At 33.0% G+C, this 17,397-nt stretch carries 10 protein-coding genes; 8 read left to right on the top strand and 2 right to left on the bottom strand.

Features of this window, described 5'->3' with window-relative positions:
* Nucleotides 1–15: 15 nt before the first annotated feature.
* The 7 genes from FGM02_RS16820 (at nucleotide 16) to FGM02_RS16790 (ending at nucleotide 10,352) form a co-directional block, all read left to right on the top strand.
* Nucleotides 16–1,563, top strand: a complete 1,548-nt coding sequence (locus tag FGM02_RS16820; protein WP_139959663.1) for a RagB/SusD family nutrient uptake outer membrane protein — start codon at nucleotides 16–18, stop codon at nucleotides 1,561–1,563.
* A gap of 96 nt (nucleotides 1,564–1,659) precedes the next feature.
* Complete coding sequence (locus FGM02_RS16815) at nucleotides 1,660–3,141, top strand: sulfatase-like hydrolase/transferase (protein WP_139959662.1); 1,482 nt, start codon at nucleotides 1,660–1,662, stop codon at nucleotides 3,139–3,141.
* A 19-nt stretch (nucleotides 3,142–3,160) separates the two neighbouring features.
* Nucleotides 3,161–4,690 (top strand): sulfatase, encoded by a 1,530-nt coding sequence (locus FGM02_RS16810; protein WP_139959661.1) that lies wholly within the window; start codon nucleotides 3,161–3,163, stop codon nucleotides 4,688–4,690.
* A 49-nt stretch (nucleotides 4,691–4,739) separates the two neighbouring features.
* Nucleotides 4,740–6,161 (top strand): sulfatase family protein, encoded by a 1,422-nt coding sequence (locus tag FGM02_RS16805; RefSeq protein ID WP_208021543.1) that lies wholly within the window; start codon nucleotides 4,740–4,742, stop codon nucleotides 6,159–6,161.
* Between the two features lie 74 nt (nucleotides 6,162–6,235).
* On the top strand, nucleotides 6,236–7,636 hold the full coding sequence (locus FGM02_RS16800; RefSeq protein ID WP_139959660.1) for a sulfatase family protein: 1,401 nt from the start codon (nucleotides 6,236–6,238) through the stop codon (nucleotides 7,634–7,636).
* Between the two features lie 46 nt (nucleotides 7,637–7,682).
* Nucleotides 7,683–8,864, top strand: a complete 1,182-nt coding sequence (locus FGM02_RS16795; RefSeq protein WP_139959659.1) for a carboxypeptidase-like regulatory domain-containing protein — start codon at nucleotides 7,683–7,685, stop codon at nucleotides 8,862–8,864.
* Between the two features lie 441 nt (nucleotides 8,865–9,305).
* Nucleotides 9,306–10,352 (top strand): GntR family transcriptional regulator, encoded by a 1,047-nt coding sequence (locus FGM02_RS16790; protein WP_166461214.1) that lies wholly within the window; start codon nucleotides 9,306–9,308, stop codon nucleotides 10,350–10,352.
* 79 nt (nucleotides 10,353–10,431) lie between these two features.
* Here FGM02_RS16790 and FGM02_RS16785 read toward each other — a convergent pair whose 3' ends face one another.
* Together FGM02_RS16785 and FGM02_RS16780 are read right to left on the bottom strand one after the other, a co-directional pair.
* Nucleotides 10,432–11,511: a hypothetical protein gene (locus FGM02_RS16785; RefSeq protein WP_139959658.1), complete on the bottom strand. Its 1,080-nt coding sequence runs from the start codon at nucleotides 11,509–11,511 to the stop codon at nucleotides 10,432–10,434.
* Between the two features lie 182 nt (nucleotides 11,512–11,693).
* Nucleotides 11,694–12,782 (bottom strand): leucine-rich repeat domain-containing protein, encoded by a 1,089-nt coding sequence (locus FGM02_RS16780; protein WP_139959657.1) that lies wholly within the window; start codon nucleotides 12,780–12,782, stop codon nucleotides 11,694–11,696.
* Between the two features lie 280 nt (nucleotides 12,783–13,062).
* Between FGM02_RS16780 and FGM02_RS16775 the strand changes: the two genes are divergently transcribed.
* Entirely contained in the window at nucleotides 13,063–17,313 is a 4,251-nt protein-coding gene (locus FGM02_RS16775) for a hybrid sensor histidine kinase/response regulator transcription factor (protein ID WP_139959656.1), read from the top strand.
* The last annotated feature ends 84 nt before the right edge of the window (nucleotides 17,314–17,397 follow it).

Here is a 17,397-nt window from a genome sequence, read left to right as displayed (position 1 = left end):
AAAAAGTTATATATTATGAAACTTAAAAGAATATTAGTTTTCTGTTTAATGATAGTAGGTTTTCTATCATGCGATACAGCGTTAGAAGAAGAAATATTTTCGACTTACAGTAGTGACACATTTTACCAAAATGAAGAGCAATTACAAGCTCAAAACCTAGGTATTTACGAAGCATTTAAGCATGTAGTTTGGGAACAAGACATGTACATGGTAGGGACTATGGCAGGTAGTAAGTACGCCACATCAAGAAGTGCAGGTTTTGCTATACATTCCGCTTATTTAACTCCTGAACAACAACCGTTTAGATATGATCGTTTATGGCGTGTAGGGTATATTGCTATTGGTAGAGCAAATACAATCATTAAAAATGTGCCATTATCTCCATTTTTTGAAGATCAGCCAGAGATTGCAAATCGATATATTGCAGAAGCAAGATGGATGCGTGCTTACACGTATTTTCAATTAACACAAATTTTTGGTGATTTGCCATTGTACACGGAGCCTGTTGTTAATGCTGATCCTGAAATTCTATTTAAAGGAAGAACTGCAACAGAAACTATTTACGATTTAATTATTGAAGACTTAGAATATGCTAATGATAATTTACCTGTAACATGGGGAGGTTCTCCTGGTAGGGTTACTAAAGCAGGTGCAGCATTTTTATTAGGTAAGGTGTATTTAACCTCTGCCGGATTGCCATTACAAAAAACCGAAAATTATCAAAAAGCTATAGATGCTTTAAAACCATTAGCAGATAATCCTGGGGATTATGATGTTGCACTAGAATCTGATTGGGGCGGTATATTTGATATTAGTAATGAAGGAAATAAAGAGATTATTTTTGCATTTGGTAATATTTATGAAAATGGTTTAGGAGCTGTATTACCAGTTTGGGCTAACCCAAATAATAGTACAACTGGAGGTATACAATCAGGAAACGGAAGTAATTATCTTTTAGCATGGCATCCAGCAATTTTAGATCTTTATGAGCCTGACGATGTGAGGTTAGCTGAAGGGTATCAAAATACTTATATTAATTTACGTTCTGGGAATGAGGTTCCTTATAGATCTACGCCACTTGTTGCACGTGGTGCAACTTATCAAGGAAGAAGTGGTATTTGTTCAACTAAATATATGGATGGTGGCGCTAATAATAACGTGGCTCACACAAAAGACCATATTGTTTACAGATATGTTGATGCTTTTTTAATGTTAGCAGAAGCCTATAATGAAAATGGCGAATCGGGAAGTGCATTGCCTTATCTGAAAATAGCTAGAGACAGAGTAAATGCTAGTGAGATTACGGAAACTGATCCAGCGGCTTTACGAACTATTATTAGAGAAGAAAGAACCAGAGAACTTTTTGCAGAAATGGGAGAACTTTTCGATATAAGACGATGGGGAACTGCTGAGGAAGAATTTAACGATCACTTATTAAGACAATGGCGTTTTCCTAATAGTAGTTGGGATGATAAATTTTTTTTATCTCCAATTCCAGATGTAGAGATTAGTAAAAACCCAAATTTACTACCTAATAATCCAGGTTGGGGAGGGGAAGAATAAAATATTATATTTCTAAAAGTCGCAAAATATTTTGCGACTTTTAGTTTTAAAATTAATATAGTTTCTCTTAAAAGAGAATTTAATCGTAGTATGAATATGAAGTATACTTTTATCCTTTTTATTGTTCCATTAGTTATAGGCTGTAAATTTAATCCTAAAAATTCTGCGAAAGAAACTAAGGAACCGTTATCCAATCTTGTGATTGTACTTTCAGACCAGCATTCTGCAGATATGGTGGGAGCCTATGGGAATACACAAATTATTACTCCAAATTTAGATCAACTTTCTAGAGAAGGAATTTTATTAGAAAATGCATTTTCTAGTCAACCTGTTTGTACTCCTTTTAGAGGAATGTTAATGAGTGGAATGCATCCCTTAAAAAATGGAGCCTTTGTAAATGATGTTCCATTGTTGCCAAATAAAACAAAGTTAATGGCAGAAATCTTAAAAGAAAAAGGCTATCAAACCGCTTATTTTGGGAAATGGCATTTGTTAGGAGGAAATAGAGATAGGGGAGTTCCTAAGGAATTGAGTTATGGTTTTGATACGGTTTTAACCAACAACTGTCATGTAGACTTTAGGGCAGGAAAATCGTTTTTTTGGAATGAAAAAGAAGAAAAAGAATTTTTTAATGAATGGGAGCCTTATGGGCAAACACGTCAAGCAATTAATTATTTAAAAAATATAGATCCAACAAAACCGTTCGCCATTGTATTGTCTTTGCATCCACCACATGATTGGGGAAAATTTAAAGGCGTAGATGGGAAAATGCATTATCGATATGATACTGAAAAAGAGTTGATGAAATTATACAATCGTGATTCCATTATTTTACGCCCAGGTTTAGAAGATACACCTGATAGAAGAAGAATGTATCATGGTCATATGGCACAAGTCTCTGGGGTCGATATTGCTTTAGGAAGATTAATGGGACAGTTAAAAAAGATGGATATAGAAGAAAATACATTGGTGGCTTTTTCTGCAGATCATGGGGATATGTTAGAATCTCATCAAGCAATTTTACCGAAACAATATCCACACGATTATTCAAATAAAATTCCTTTTATTATTAAATATCCAAAGAAAATTAAAAAAGGAACGAAAACGAAGACACTTTTTGGAACAATGGATATTTTACCTACCCTATTGGGCTATTTAGATATTGATTCGAAACAAAAATATGACGGTAGAGATTTATCAAAAAGTTTGGCTAAAAATGAAGTAAAAAAGGACGACTTCGTGCCGCTTTGGGTATATCGATTAGGGCATGCTAAAAATATTAATTGGCGTGGTGTGGTTACAGACGATTTTACATTTTCAATGGATAAAGATGCCAATCCGATTACCAATACCTTGTTTGATCGAAAAAAAGATCCTCACCAATTAAACAATCTTTACAATCATCCAGAATACAAAGAAATTCAAGAACACCTAAAAGGTTTGACAAAGCAATGGATGAAACGCTATAAAGATAATTTTTATGGAGCCGAAGATTTTAGAAGCGTGCAGCCTAATGAAAAATGGCAATACAACTACACTAAAAATCCGATGGAACTTTTTGAGGAAAAAAACAAGTAATAATTTTGAATAGAAAAAAATGAAACAAGTACTTTTTTTACTTTTTACATGTGCACTTGTTATGGGTGTAAAATCTCAAAATAAGCCAAATGTTGTGTTTATTTTGGCTGATGATTTAGGATGGAGCGATGTAACACTTTATGGAAAAACGAAGTTATACGAAACACCAAATTTAGAACGATTAGCAGCAAGAGGAATCACTTATACCCGTGCCTATGCTGCAAGTCCCTTGTGTTCGCCAACTAGAGCTAGTATTTTAACAGGGCAAACACCAGCTAGAACTGGGGTAACAGCGCCAACAGCGCATTTGGGGAATGTAAAATTAAAAGCCACATTACAAGCAAAACCTTCACCAGGAAATAAAGCAGTATTGTTAGAATCGGTAACAAGATTAAATAATAAATTACCAACTTTAGGTAAGCAATTCAAAAAAGCGGGTTATCAAACGGCACATTTTGGAAAATGGCACTTAGGGAAAGAACCTTATTCTCCCTTAGAACATGGTTTTGATGTGGATATTCCACATTGGCCTGGTCCTGGTCCGGCAGGTAGTTTTGTGGCGCCTTGGAAATATCCAAATTTTAAAGAAAAAATTTCAAAAGAACATATTGAAGATAGAATGGCCGATGAAGCGATTTCTTGGTTAAGAAGAGTAGATACGTCCAAACCTTTTTTTATGAACTACTGGCAGTTTTCTGTGCATGCTCCTTTTGATGCAAAAGAAAGTTTGAAAAAATACTACAGAACCAAAGTCGATTTAACGGATGCACAACATTCTATTACCTATGCAGCTATGGTACATTCTATGGATCAGGCGGTGGGTAGGTTACTAGACGAATTAGACCGTTTGGGCGTTAGTGAAAATACTATTATAGTTTTTACCAGTGATAATGGAGGTAATATGTACGACGGAGTTACGGATGTTTTACCAAATGGAGAAAAATATTTAGCCCCACCAACTAGTAACAGACCTTTACGTGGTGGAAAAGCAACTATGTTTGAAGGTGGGGTAAGAGTGCCAACAATTATTTCGTACCCAGGCGTTACGGTAGCAGGTTCAATAAATGATGCGTTAATTCAATCTACAGATTTTTATCCAACCTTATTAAATTTGGCAGGTTTGGAACTTCCTGATAATCATGAGTTAGACGGAATTGATATTTCGGAAACGCTGAAAGGTGCTTCAATAAAAAGAGAAGGTATATTTACTTATTTTCCTCATCAACCGGCTGTTCCAGACTGGTTGCCAGCGGCTATTTCTGTGCATGCTAAAGATTGGAAATTAATTAGAATGTTTTATCAGGGAAATAATGGAAAACATAGTTATTTGTTGTACAACTTAAAATGGGATGTTAGTGAGCACAATAACCTTGCTGCTGTTTATCCTGAAAAAGTGGCTGAATTAGACAAGTTAATAACAGAACATTTAAAAGACACAAAGGCAATTCAGCCTGTTGCAAACTCAAAATTTGATGCTTCTAAATACCATCCAGAAAGAGTTGGTGTCCAAAATAAAGGGTTGAAAAGTAAAAAAATACAAATAAATTAACGAATAGATTTTCGCTCTAAAATTGAGAACATATAAAAACATATTAGAAATGATAAAGAACACTATAAAATTATCTTTCCTGTTTGTGTTGACATTTATGAATGTTCAATGCCAAGTAGTAAGTAAAACATCAAACAGTAACAGTCAAAATAAAAAGAAACCCAACTTTATTTTAATTTATACAGATGATCATGGATATTCAGACCTTTCTATACAGGGTATTAAGAAGGATGTGAGAACACCTAATATTGATAACTTAGCTCGTAATGGCGTACGTATGGAGAGTGGCTATTCTACTGCTCCACAATGTGTGCCTTCTCGCGGAGGTCTTATGTCAGGGCGTCATCAATCTAAATTTGGATTGGAGTTAAATGGAGATACGTATGAAGGTTTTGATAAACAAACTACCATAGCTCAGAGATTACAAGCGGCTGGTTATGCTACAGGTATGGCTGGTAAATGGCATTTAGGACCAGGGAATCAAATACCCAAACACGGTTTTGACCAAGTACTGTATAAAAATAGCGCAAGTGAAGGTTTGGCAAATTTCGACTTTAATGGAAATACATTTCCGTTAAAAAAAGGAACTACAAAATTGTATCATTTAGATGCTTGTAGTAAAGCTGCAACCACGTTTATCAATATGCATAAAGAGGAGCCTTTCTTTTTCTATTTAGCATACAGAGCACCCCATGTTCCTTTAGATCCTACAAAGAAATACTTAGATCGTTTCCCTGGAAAAATGCCTGAACGTCGTCGCAAAGCGCTAGCCATGTTGTCTGCTGTAGATGATGGAGTTGGAGAAATAGTGAAAACATTAGAAGAAAATAATTTATTAGAAAATACAGTTATTTTTATCATTGGGGACAATGGAGCTCCGTTAAAAATCACCAAACATGATAAACCAGGTGGAGGTCCAGGTTGGGACGGTTCTTACAATGATCCTTTAAATGGAGAAAAAGGGACTTTGATAGAAGGGGGAATTAGAACTCCTTTTGTGGTGTATTACAAAGATAAGTTACAAAAAGGAACTTATAAGCATCCTGTATCGGCATTAGATTTTGCTGCTACTGCAGTTGAATTGGCTGGTTTAGAAAATGATGATACTTTGGATGGGGTGAATTTGATCCCTTATTTAAGTGGTGAGAAATCAGAAGCGCCACATGAAAGTCTTTGTTGGAGATGGGGAGGACAATCTGCAATTAGAAAAGGAGAATGGAAGTTTTTAAAAGGAGATGGAAGAGAATATCTTTTCAATCTAGATAAGGATATTGAAGAAGAGAAGGATGTCATAAAACAATATCCAGAAATAGCGGCACAGCTTAAAAAGGAATTATTTGCTTGGAGTCAAGATTTGTCACCTAAAGGATTTACAAAAGGAACTATGTCTAAAAATGCGAATACATATTTTGATTTTTATTTAGATGGCTTGCCTTATACTAAGGGGAAAATTAAAGTAAGCAAGCAATAGATAAATTACAATATCCTTTTTATGTTTATCAGTGTAAGAATAGTAACTGATTTTTTTTAAAAAAAATATAGAAAATGCGCAAACTTATTTTTAAAATATTTTTTCATTTTATTATTGCTCTTACTTTTGTTCAATGTCAAAAAGTTACAGATTCTTCAACAAATGAAGAACCTATTGTTGAACAAAAGAAACCTAATTTTATTGTTATTTATACCGATGATCATGGATATTCCGATCTTTCTGCTCAAGGTGTTAAAACAGATGTAAAAACTCCAAATATTGATGCTTTGGCAGTTCATGGTGTACGCATGGAAAGTGGTTATTCTACCGCTCCACAATGTATTCCTTCAAGAGCAGGTATTTTAATAGGTCGTTTTCAATCAAAATTTGGATTGGAACTTAATGCTGATTCTAAGGAAGGTTTTAATGCGCAGATAACTATTGGAGATCGATTGAAAACAGCGGGTTACACAACAGGAATGGCTGGTAAATGGCATTTAGGTGCTAATGAAGAAATTGTTGATCATGGTTTTGATCAAGTGTTTCAAAAAAATAGCAGTAATAATGAGATTGCTAATTTCGATTTAAATGGGAATACATTCCCAATTAAGGAAGGATCGACAAATTTATATCATTTAGAGGCCTGTAGCAAAGCGGCCACTACTTTTATAGAAATGAATAAAGACAATCCGTTTTTTTTCTATTTAGCATATAGAGCTCCACACGTTCCTTTGGATGCGACTCAAAAATACTTAGCTAGATTTCCTGGTGAAATGCCAGAACGTCGTCGTCAAGCATTGGCAATGTTGTCTGCTGTAGACGATGGAGTTGGAGAAATTGTAAAAGCTTTGAAAGATAATAACTTATTAGAAAACACAGTTATTTTTATTATTGGAGATAATGGGGCGCCATTAAAAATAACGAAAGAAGACAAACCTGGTGGAGGTCCTGGATGGGATGGTTCTTTAAACGATCCCTTAAATGGAGAGAAAGGAACTTTAATTGAAGGAGGTATTCGAACGCCTTTTGTGGTGTATTGGAAAGATAAATTGATAAATGGAGTATATAAACACCCAGTGTCTGCTTTAGATTTTGCGGCTACTGCGGTAGAATTGGCCGGTATGACAAAGGATAATACATTAGATGGTGTTAATTTAATTCCTTATTTGAATGGAGAAAAAGCGGGAGCTCCACATGAAATTTTATGTTGGAGATGGGGAGGACAATCTGCTATTAGAAAAGGAAAATGGAAGTTTTTAAAAGGAGATAATAGAGAATACCTTTTTGATCTTGATGCAGATATTGGAGAAATAAATAATTTATTATCTGTTGAACCCGAAATAGCGACCGAACTTAAAGAAGATTTGCGTGTTTGGACTAATGGTCTAACACCAGGAGGGTTTTCTAATGGAGGTATGACCGCCGCGGCGAATAACTATTTTGACTATTATTTAGATGGCTTACCCAATAATTAATGATGAATTGTATTTTTTTTAGAAAAAAAATAAAAAAAACTTAAACATGACTTATTTGAAACAAACATTTTTAAAGACAGTATTATTGGTCTTAGTATTCACGGCTTCATCCTATGGACAAAAAAAAGATATAACAGTTGAGGGATTTGTCAAAGATGAATTTGATATATCGGTTCCTTATGCAGCCATTGGAATTCCTTCAAAATATATAGGAACTTCTAGTAATGACGATGGAGGTTTTAGTTTGAAATTGTCAAAAGAACATTTGTTAGATACTTTGGAAGTTTCTAGTATTGGTTTTAAAACACTGAAAATAAAAGTTCAAGATTATTTACAACAAAAAGAAAAAGTTCTTCTTTTGATTGAGGAAAATGTTTCCCTTTCTGAAGTGGAAATTTTAAAACCAGCTACGTATGTTAAAAATGCTGTAAAAAAAGTTAGAAAAAACACATTGAGTTCTAAGCATCAGATTAACATGATTTATAGAAGGTCTTCTGTAGAAAATGGTAAAACACGTTTTATGGTAGAACATTATCTTAAAATACTTGATTACGGCCCTAGTGTTCCAAGTTTTGATGAGATAGAGATTGCGGAGCAAAGAAAATCGGCGGATTATAGATTTGTCAATCAAAAACAACCTGTGCATACAGTAATTGTAATGACTCAAATTGATCCAATTAGACAAGGTTTTTCATTAAAAGATTATAAGTGGAGTAAAACGGGTGATACCTCCTATGATGGGGAAGATCTTGTGATTATTGAAGGACGAAACAAAATAAAGAAAAAGGACTTTATAAGACTTTATATAGGGATTGATACTTATGGTATTTATAAAATGGAATTATCTCGATTAAATGCACTTTTTCTTTATAAAAAAGATATTAATGGAAAATTGGTTCTAAGCTACCATAAAAGAGACCCGTTTTTTCATGGAATTATTAGTGAGCAAAAAAGAAAACGACTTAATTTAAAAACAACAAAAGTAAAATGCGCTTATAGACATGAAGCAATCGTTTTAAGTATTGAGTCAAATAAGAAAAAATTTGATATCAAGAATGTAATTTCTGAACGCAAAGATGCTGGAGATTATGGAGTGAAATACAATCCCGTTTTTTGGGATACGGTTAGCTTACCACCCGAAACGGCATTTTATAAAAAAAGTGTCAAAGATTTAGAATCTATTTATGGGGTGCCTTTAAAAGTACAATTTAGTGCCGTAAATAAATAAATTCAAATTACCTAGTACTAAAATTATCTGTAAAATGGAAAGTATTGAAATAGCAATGTTTGTTTTTTACGATTAGAAATTAGTTTGTGTTTTATGAATTTAAATCGTTACTTATTAGTTCATACGGCTACAAAATCAGATGTTTTTAGTCGAAGTTTGGACAAAACAAGAAAAACACCTTTTAGGAGGTGTTTTTTTTTGTTTAATAATTAAGTGCTTGTATTGTAATGTTTTATCATTTTGTTTCGCACCTTGATTAGTTATATAACCTCATTTAAAAGATATATGTCCCCATAATTTTTCTTGAATCAACCTAATTTTGAAGTGCTAATAAAAAGGAATCGAGTTTCTTTTATTTAGCGAGTTAAATGAAGATACTTTAATGTATGTTTTGAGGCTCAATTTCAAAAAGTTTGTTCAATAGTTAAAATTTAAGTTTATATGGAGATATCAAAATTTATTCAAATTGATGAAGATTCAAGAGAGGCTAAATACCAGCAAATTGTAAAATCTATTATCCATAATATTTCCATAGGAAATTTGGTGATGGATGAAAAAATTCCTTCTATAAATAATTTTAGTGAGGAGTTGTACGTGTCAAGAGATACCGTTGAAAAGGCCTATAATATTTTAAAAGAAAGACAAGTTATTTCTTCTATTAGAGGAAAAGGATTTTATATAGCTAGAACAAAACTTATTTCAAAAACCAATATTTTGTTCCTGATCAATAAATTAAGTTCTTATAAAATGAGAATTTACAACTCATTTGTAGAGAGTATTGGAGCCAATGCCCATACCGATCTTCATATTTATCATTGTGATGAAACCTTATTTTTAAATTTATTAGACAAACATAAATCGTCTTATGATTATTATGTGGTGATGCCTCATTTTAAAACAGACAAACTTCAGCATTCTAGTATAACAGAAACGGTATCTAAAGCCTTAAAAAAAATACCGGAGAACAAACTGATTTTAATGGATAATGATTTAGAAGTCGATCAAAATCAAATTATTTCTATTTACCAAGATTTTGAAAATGATGTATATCAGGCCTTAACAGCAGGTCTTCATAAAGTATCTAAATATAAAAAAATAATTTTGGTGTATCCTGAAGAGTCGATTTATCCGTATCCAAAAAGAATTTTGCATGGAATTGGAAAATTTTGTGCTGAACATCAATTTGGTTTTGAAGTTATAGATCAAATTTATGATGATATGATTGTTAAGCAAGGCGATTTATTTATCATTATAGAAGAATCTGACTTGGTGAATTTTATAAGACAAGCTAGAGAAAATGAATCGGTATTAGGAGAAGATATTGGTGTAATTTCTTATAATGACACCCCTTTAAAAGATCTTTTTGGAATATCAGTAGTGTCTACTGACTTTAATATAATGGGCGATACAGCGGCAAAAATGATTTTAAATAAAGAAAGAGGTAAATTTAAAGTTCCCTTTAATTTTATAGATAGAGCATCTGCTTAAGGAAGAAGTTGTTTTTATAGAAAGGCCGATAACTTATCAAGTTATCGGCCTTTTTTTTAGTTGCTAAAAGCGAATTAAATTAGTGATTAACTCGATTCATATTGTAAGCATCTTCTTTAGTAGGTAAGGCATCTAAACCTTGAAATAAGTTTTTTTGCTCAATAAGTGATAGCGCAATTCCTGTCATAGTATTGCTATAGTTAGCACCATTGTTACTAGTTTCTGGGTAAAAAGTAAATGCTGGATTGTAGGTAACCGGCATCAATACCACTCTGCTGCTTCTTAGAAATTCAATGCCCATTAAATCAGCGCCTAACCATCGAACCCATTCTCGGATTTGTTGAAAAGAATTTGGATCTCCATAAGGGTTTTCTGATAATGGATGTACTGGAACTTGGAAAATAACGCGTTTATGAATTGTTTTAGGGTTGGTCCATAGCCATTTTAATAAATCTTGTCTAGATCCTTTGTTCTCATACCACAAGGTAGGTTTGGCTTCAATTACAACATTATCTACCAACGGATTTTCACACCAATTTCTATCTTTTAAAGAGAAATTTCTTGCATTGTAATACAGTTTTACATTTGGTCGGTTGGCATCTAGCCAAGTTCTCATTGTTAGGGCTTCTTCCTCCGTCCAAACATAAGCGACCCCTCCAGAGGCTTCAGAGCTACTACCAATAAAATTATCGAAAAACATAATTCCGTTTATGGAATAGCCTGCCGCATCGATATCTCGAAATTTATTTTCTAGAAAGGGAATTAAATCTGCTCTTTCTGGAAAAGCAGCACTTTTAAAAAAGGTTCTAGGTATGGGGATAAATCCGTTTTTATTACCTAAATCAAAGCTTTGAATCAATTGATTAAATTGTGCTGTAGAGAGTGATTCTTCTCCTTCACTAGGAGTACCAGCTGCTGGAAGCACAGGAGTGTTGTTAACATTTAGTCCTTCTACTAATTTAGCGGTTCGTGACCATGTTTCCGGTTTTAAAATGGCATTTTTAGGAGTACAAGTAGTTCCTAACCAAACTTTGTAACCTGTTAATGGAAAATGTTCTTTAGGTTCAACTTCCGTATCTGTAACCAATGGCTCTTTATGGCATCCAGTTAGAAATAAACTTAAAATGATGGCAAATGTTGTTATTGTTACTTTTTTCATGAGTACTGTATTTACATGTATTTTTAATAGTACAAGTATAGGTCTTAGTAATAAGGAATTCATCCTGTCGAATCTGTTTGGAGTGGTTAGGAATCTTAAATTTATAATAAATGAAAAAGAAAAAAAGGGCATAAATCATTGATTTATGCCCTTTTAATTGAGGTGAGTGTTTTTGCTAAATATTATTTTTTCACAAAACGTACTGTCTCAGTTGCACCATTCTCAAATTCGGCTTTAAATAAATAAATACCATTTGCTAGGTAAGAAATATCAAAATCATTGTTTGAAGAAAAGCTTTTAACTTCTGTACCTAAAAGACTATATATTTTAGCAGAAACGACATTATTAGATACGCTTATCGTATTTTTTGCAGGATTAGGAAATAACTTAAAATTTGCCGCTAAGTCTAAGTCGTCAACACCTAAAGTCCCAGTTGCAATAGTGAAGTAAGATTCCCAGTCAAATATAGCGCTATCAGTGTAATTAGTTACTCCAGTAGCCGATGGTAAAAATAACTGTCCACCAGATATTGGTGCAGTTATGCCTCCAAAAGCAGTTGCATTTACGGTAACAGGAGCAGTATCAGCACCTAAGTATAAAGTTTTTAAAGCCGTACAATTAAGAAATGCATTAGGACTAAACGTTGAAATTGCAGTACCTGAGAAGTCAACAGTTTCTAAACTTGTACACCCATTAAATGCACCTGTAAAGATTCTACTCGTTTGTGTGTTGTTTTGAAGTGTAAAAGATTTTAAACTCGTACAATCTCTAAATAAATTTCTACCTGTTTTTGTGGCTGGAGTTCCTACACCTCTTCCAAAATTAATGTTTGTTCCTGTTAAGTCAATACTCTCAAGTTTTGAACAGCCCCAAAAAATAGCATCCTCAAATCGTAACAATTCAACATCTTCATTAGAAGGCGCAAAAGTTACAGTTGTCAAGTTAGGTAATTCTCGAAATGCATTAAGTGCTATAATCTTTAAGCTTCCCGGTAAACTAATAGAAGTTATAATAGCATCGTTGATGCCATCGTTGTTATAAAATGCACCACCTGCAATAACTGTAACAGCATATTCTATACTTGTTGCTGGGTCAGTTACTTTTTCAGGAATAACTAATGAAGCAACTTCGTTTCCTGTGGTAAACCCTGTACAACTTACGTTGGTGGAAGTACCTTGAATGTTAAAAGTTAAGCCTCCTACTTCAAATTGTGCAAAAGATTGCGTTACACACATAATTAGTGCTGTAATCAATAGTAATTGTTTTTTCATTTTAAGTGGTTTTAGATTAATATTTGTTTAATACAAGTCAAGAAGTACTCTTGATTGAATTAATTTTGTTTTTTAGAAATAATTTCGATGGTTATTTCTGTTACAATATTATTCACTTTTATTCATGTTTTCATCCTGCTGTTTCTGTTAAATAAAGGATCGTTGGTAGTTATTTATTTTTAGCTTCTAGTTTAGAGTTTTTGTCAAATAACTTGTTTGCTAAGTATATATTGCTAAACTTAGCACTACAGTTACTAACTAAATTTAAAAGACTGCAATTTTGAAAAAATGTTATTTTACCTGTTTTGTATTGCTTCTACACCTGTCCTTGTTTGCTCAATGGCGCCTGAACCAAATAGCAGGTGAAGCTGGATTGTCGCATAATTCTGTAACGAGTATCATTCAAGATAAAGATGGTTATTTGTGGTTTGGTACCTTTAACGGAATTAATAGGTATGACGGGTATTCAATGAAACAATACAATTATGTTTTAAGCGGAAAAGGCTTGAGTAGTAATGTGATCTATGATTTGTTTGAGGACAAAGATGGAATTGTTTGGGCAGGAACAGCTGCTGGCTTGAATAGAATAAATACAAATACGGGAAAAATTGATGTTTATTTTACAGGAAAAGGAGATCCTAGATATACAGGGAAAGTAAGTATCCACCAAACACAGTCTGGGGTGTTCTTTATCAATACATTAAAAGGTATAAGGTTTTTTGAAATTGAAAGTAGTGGGAAATTAAAGTATGATTTTTTTTTAAAGGAATACCAAGGCTTAAATTTAAATATTCAAAACTTAATTCCTTCTTTAAATGGGAAATTTTGGTTTTTAACACCAACAGAGAAAGTGAAATTACATCAAGTTGATGTTATTAGAGAAGGAAAAACACCTAAGTTGGCCATAGAAGCTATTAATTATACAGAAACTTTATTTAAGGAGGGAAGTACTATTTTTGACATGTTAGAGTATCCTAAAAACACCGTTTGGATTGTTAACAATCATTATGAATTACTGAAAATAAAATTGGATGAAAATTTAAAAGTTCTGGAGTCTGAGAAAATTGATTTTGGTGCTCGGCCAGATATTGACAGATCCAAAGTGCAACGCAATATTAATTTATGTAGTGATGGAAAAGGGAAAATTTGGATTGCAGGAAATAAATTGCTTTTGAACTATGAGCTGGAATCAGGTGTGATCAATAATTTGTCTAGAAACAAACAACAAAAAGAGCTTATAAGTAATTTAGATATTCGAGAAATTTTTGTCGATGCCTCTCATATTCTTTGGTTGTGTACTTTGGATTCAGGTTTGTATAAAATGGATTTGGACAGTCATGCTTTTTACAATTCTAGTGAGTACTTAAATCCAAAAGAATCCTCAAGTTTATCTAAATCTCCAATCGTGTCAATGTGTGAAGATAGAAATGGAGATTTTTGGATGGGAACTCGAGAAGGAAATATATTGGCTATGGATAAAAACATGCTAAAAGATACGATTGACAACAGTTTGAAATCACCATTAATGTATACCTATTCGGGTAAGGACAAACAATTAAACCAGCTTTTGGTAGAACCAGAAGTAAAACGTTTAATGAGTTCTAGAGATGGTACTATTTGGGCTGGTGCTTTGAATGGTTTGTTTAAAATTACGTTTGATAAAGCGGCCAAAAGCTATGACGTTAATGAAATCAATAAAATAAAAGATAATTTAGGAAGGCCTATTGAAAGTCGTGTTTTTGCTATTGAAGAAGATAAAAAGGGGGCTATTTGGTATGGGGTTTGGGAAAAAGGTCTCATGAAAATGACTTATAATAAAAAAAGTAAGTCGTATGAATCTATAAATTATTTGGCCTCAAGTAGGGATTCCACAAGTCTGTCGAATAATAATATTACCGATATAATTGAAGGGCAAAATGGCGCTATTTGGGTTGCCACAACGAATGGTTTAAATAAATTAAATCATCCTGAACTAGGAAACTCAGAATTTGAAAAATTCTATAGCAGCACTACTAATCCTAATTCTTTAAGCGGCAATCATATATTAGATCTTCATGAAGCTAAAAATGGTGATATCTATGTAGGTACCTATGGAGGTGGATTAAATAGGGTGCATTATACAGCGAGTGGCGAATTGGAATTTACACAATATACCATTAAAAATGGGTTGCCAAATGATGTTGTGTCTCAAATAAAAGAAGATTTTGAAGGGAATATTTGGACCATGCATATCCGTGAAATTTCTAAACTGAACCCAAAAACAGGAGATATAATTTATTTTGAAAGAAAAGATGGATTTAATGTCGAGCAGTTTATGGGGAATGCCATGGAGTTTACATCAACAGGAACAATGATTTGTGGAGGTGTTGGTGGATTCACTTTTTTTCAGCCTAATAATATTACGGTAAACACAAAAAAGCCTAAACTTACCATCACTGATTTTAAACTTTTTAATGAATCGGTGCAAGTAGATGAAGAAATTGATGGGCAGGTAATCCTTACAAAAGGAATAAACGCGACAAATAAAATAGTACTGCCACATCATTTAAATTCTTTTGAATTTGTTTTTTCAAGCATGCACTTTTCCAATCCAAAGAAAAATAGATACAAGTTTTTTTTAGAGGGCTTTGAAGAAAAATTACACACACAAATTAGTCAAGATCGTAAGTTTGCAGCCTATACCAACGTTCCTCCTGGTACCTATGTTTTTAAAGTGTTTGGATCTAATAGTTCAGGGGTTTGGAGTGTTGATCCTAAAGAAATTACGATTATTATTACACCACCTTGGTATTTAACAACAATGGCTATTTTGTTTTTTATAAGTCTCTTTGCTGCAATAGTTTTTATCGTGTATAAAGTCCGATGGAACCAAATAAAACTTAAAAATCAAATCAAGTTAGAGAGTGCTTTGTACGAAAAATCAGAAGAGATTAATCAAATGAAACTGCGGTTTTTTACGAATATATCTCATGAATTAAGAACACCTCTAACTTTAATTATTGGTCCTTTAGAACAAATAATGAAAGGGAGTAAAGATGCAGAATATCTTAGGCGTTTAAATACGATTATGTATAAAAACTCTACCCGTTTGTTACGACTAATTAATCAATTGTTAGATTTTAGAAAGGCAGAATCAAGTAATATAAATTTAATTGTAGAGGAAGGCAATTTAGTTGGTTTTTTAGAAGAAATTTATATTGCCTTCGAAGAAATTGCTCAGGAAAGACAAGTAACTTTTTCTTTTAATACGACGATTAATAAACTTGATGTTTGGTTTGATAAAGATAAAATTGAAAAAGTAGTTTACAACCTTTTGTCGAATGCTTTTAAGTTTACACCTCCAAATAAAAAAATAGAACTGCTATTTGAAACAAAAACGAAAAAGGGGAAAACCCATGCCGTTATAAAAGTTGTCGATGAAGGTATGGGGATTGCACCCGACGATTTATCGGTGGTTTTTGAACGGTTTTATCAGGTTAATAAAGAAAGCAATGCCATACAAATGGGCTCAGGTTTGGGCTTGGCTTATGCCAAACGTTTGATTGAAATTCATAAAGGAAATATCGCTATTCAAAGTGAAGTAGAAAAAGGAACGATTTGCACCATTTCAATTCCAATTTCAAGAGAAGCATACGAAGAGGATTCTATTCTAGAAATTCAACCAAAACAATACGATTTTAGTTTTGTTAAAAATGAAATAAAAGATTTTAAAGGAATTTTATCTGAAACAATTTCAACAATAGAACCCGTTAAGCACAATAAGGATACTCAAACCATTTTGGTGGTAGAGGACAATAAGGATTTGCGAGAGTATTTGTTTGAGTATTTTCAAAATTATTACAAGGTCATTGTAGCTGTTAATGGTGAAGAGGGATTGAAAATGGCAACTGAATTTAGCCCCGATCTTATTATTTCAGATTTGATGATGCCCAAAATGACGGGGATAGAAATGTGTAAAAAAATTAAAAATGATTTGGCTACAAGTCATATTCCTGTAATTATATTAACGGCCAAAGCAGGAATAGAAAATGAAAAAGAAGGTTTAGAGACGGGTGCAGATGAATTTGTTTTAAAGCCATTTAACATGGAGGTTTTAAAACTTCGGGTGACCAATATTTTGAGAACTAAAAAACAGTGGACAGAAAAATTTAAAACAAAACCAACGTCTGCCACATGGAAAGAACTCTCAAGTAAGTTAGATAAAGAATTTTTAAAGAAAGCTTTAAGTGCAGTCAAGAAAAACATTGACAACCCGAGTTATTCTATAGAGAATTTTGCAATGGATGTAGGCATGAGTAGATCGGCACTTTTTAATAAAATAAAATCGATTACCGGAGAATCTACCACAGAATTTATTAGAACAATTCGAATTAAACGAGCATCAAATCTATTAAAATCAGGACGCTACTCAATTACAGAAGTGGTGTTTATGGTTGGTTTTTCTGACCCTAAATATTTTAGAACTTGTTTTAAAAAACAGTTTGGAAAAACACCAAGTGAGTTTATAAAATCTTTTAAATCGAAGACATGATGAAAAAAATAGGGGGCAGGGGCAAATTTAAAGTTGAGTAAACTAAAACAGGGGACTTTCGTCCCCTGTTTTGATATGTATTTA

The organism is Flavicella sediminum (assembly GCF_006381105.1).
Lineage (GTDB): Bacteria > Bacteroidota > Bacteroidia > Flavobacteriales > Flavobacteriaceae > Flavicella > Flavicella sediminum.
Note: the sequence above shows the minus strand (reverse complement) of the source record. Positions and strands in the feature narration are given on the sequence as shown.

Coding starts and splice junctions, on each gene's coding strand:
- FGM02_RS16820 (WP_139959663.1), top strand. CDS start 16: ATGAAACTTAAAAGAATATTAGTTTTCTGTTTAATGATAGTAGGTTTT.
- FGM02_RS16815 (WP_139959662.1), top strand. CDS start 1,660: ATGAAGTATACTTTTATCCTTTTTATTGTTCCATTAGTTATAGGCTGT.
- FGM02_RS16810 (WP_139959661.1), top strand. CDS start 3,161: ATGAAACAAGTACTTTTTTTACTTTTTACATGTGCACTTGTTATGGGT.
- FGM02_RS16805 (WP_208021543.1), top strand. CDS start 4,740: ATGATAAAGAACACTATAAAATTATCTTTCCTGTTTGTGTTGACATTT.
- FGM02_RS16800 (WP_139959660.1), top strand. CDS start 6,236: ATGCGCAAACTTATTTTTAAAATATTTTTTCATTTTATTATTGCTCTT.
- FGM02_RS16795 (WP_139959659.1), top strand. CDS start 7,683: ATGACTTATTTGAAACAAACATTTTTAAAGACAGTATTATTGGTCTTA.
- FGM02_RS16790 (WP_166461214.1), top strand. CDS start 9,306: ATGGAGATATCAAAATTTATTCAAATTGATGAAGATTCAAGAGAGGCT.
- FGM02_RS16785 (WP_139959658.1), bottom strand. CDS start 11,511: ATGAAAAAAGTAACAATAACAACATTTGCCATCATTTTAAGTTTATTT.
- FGM02_RS16780 (WP_139959657.1), bottom strand. CDS start 12,782: ATGAAAAAACAATTACTATTGATTACAGCACTAATTATGTGTGTAACG.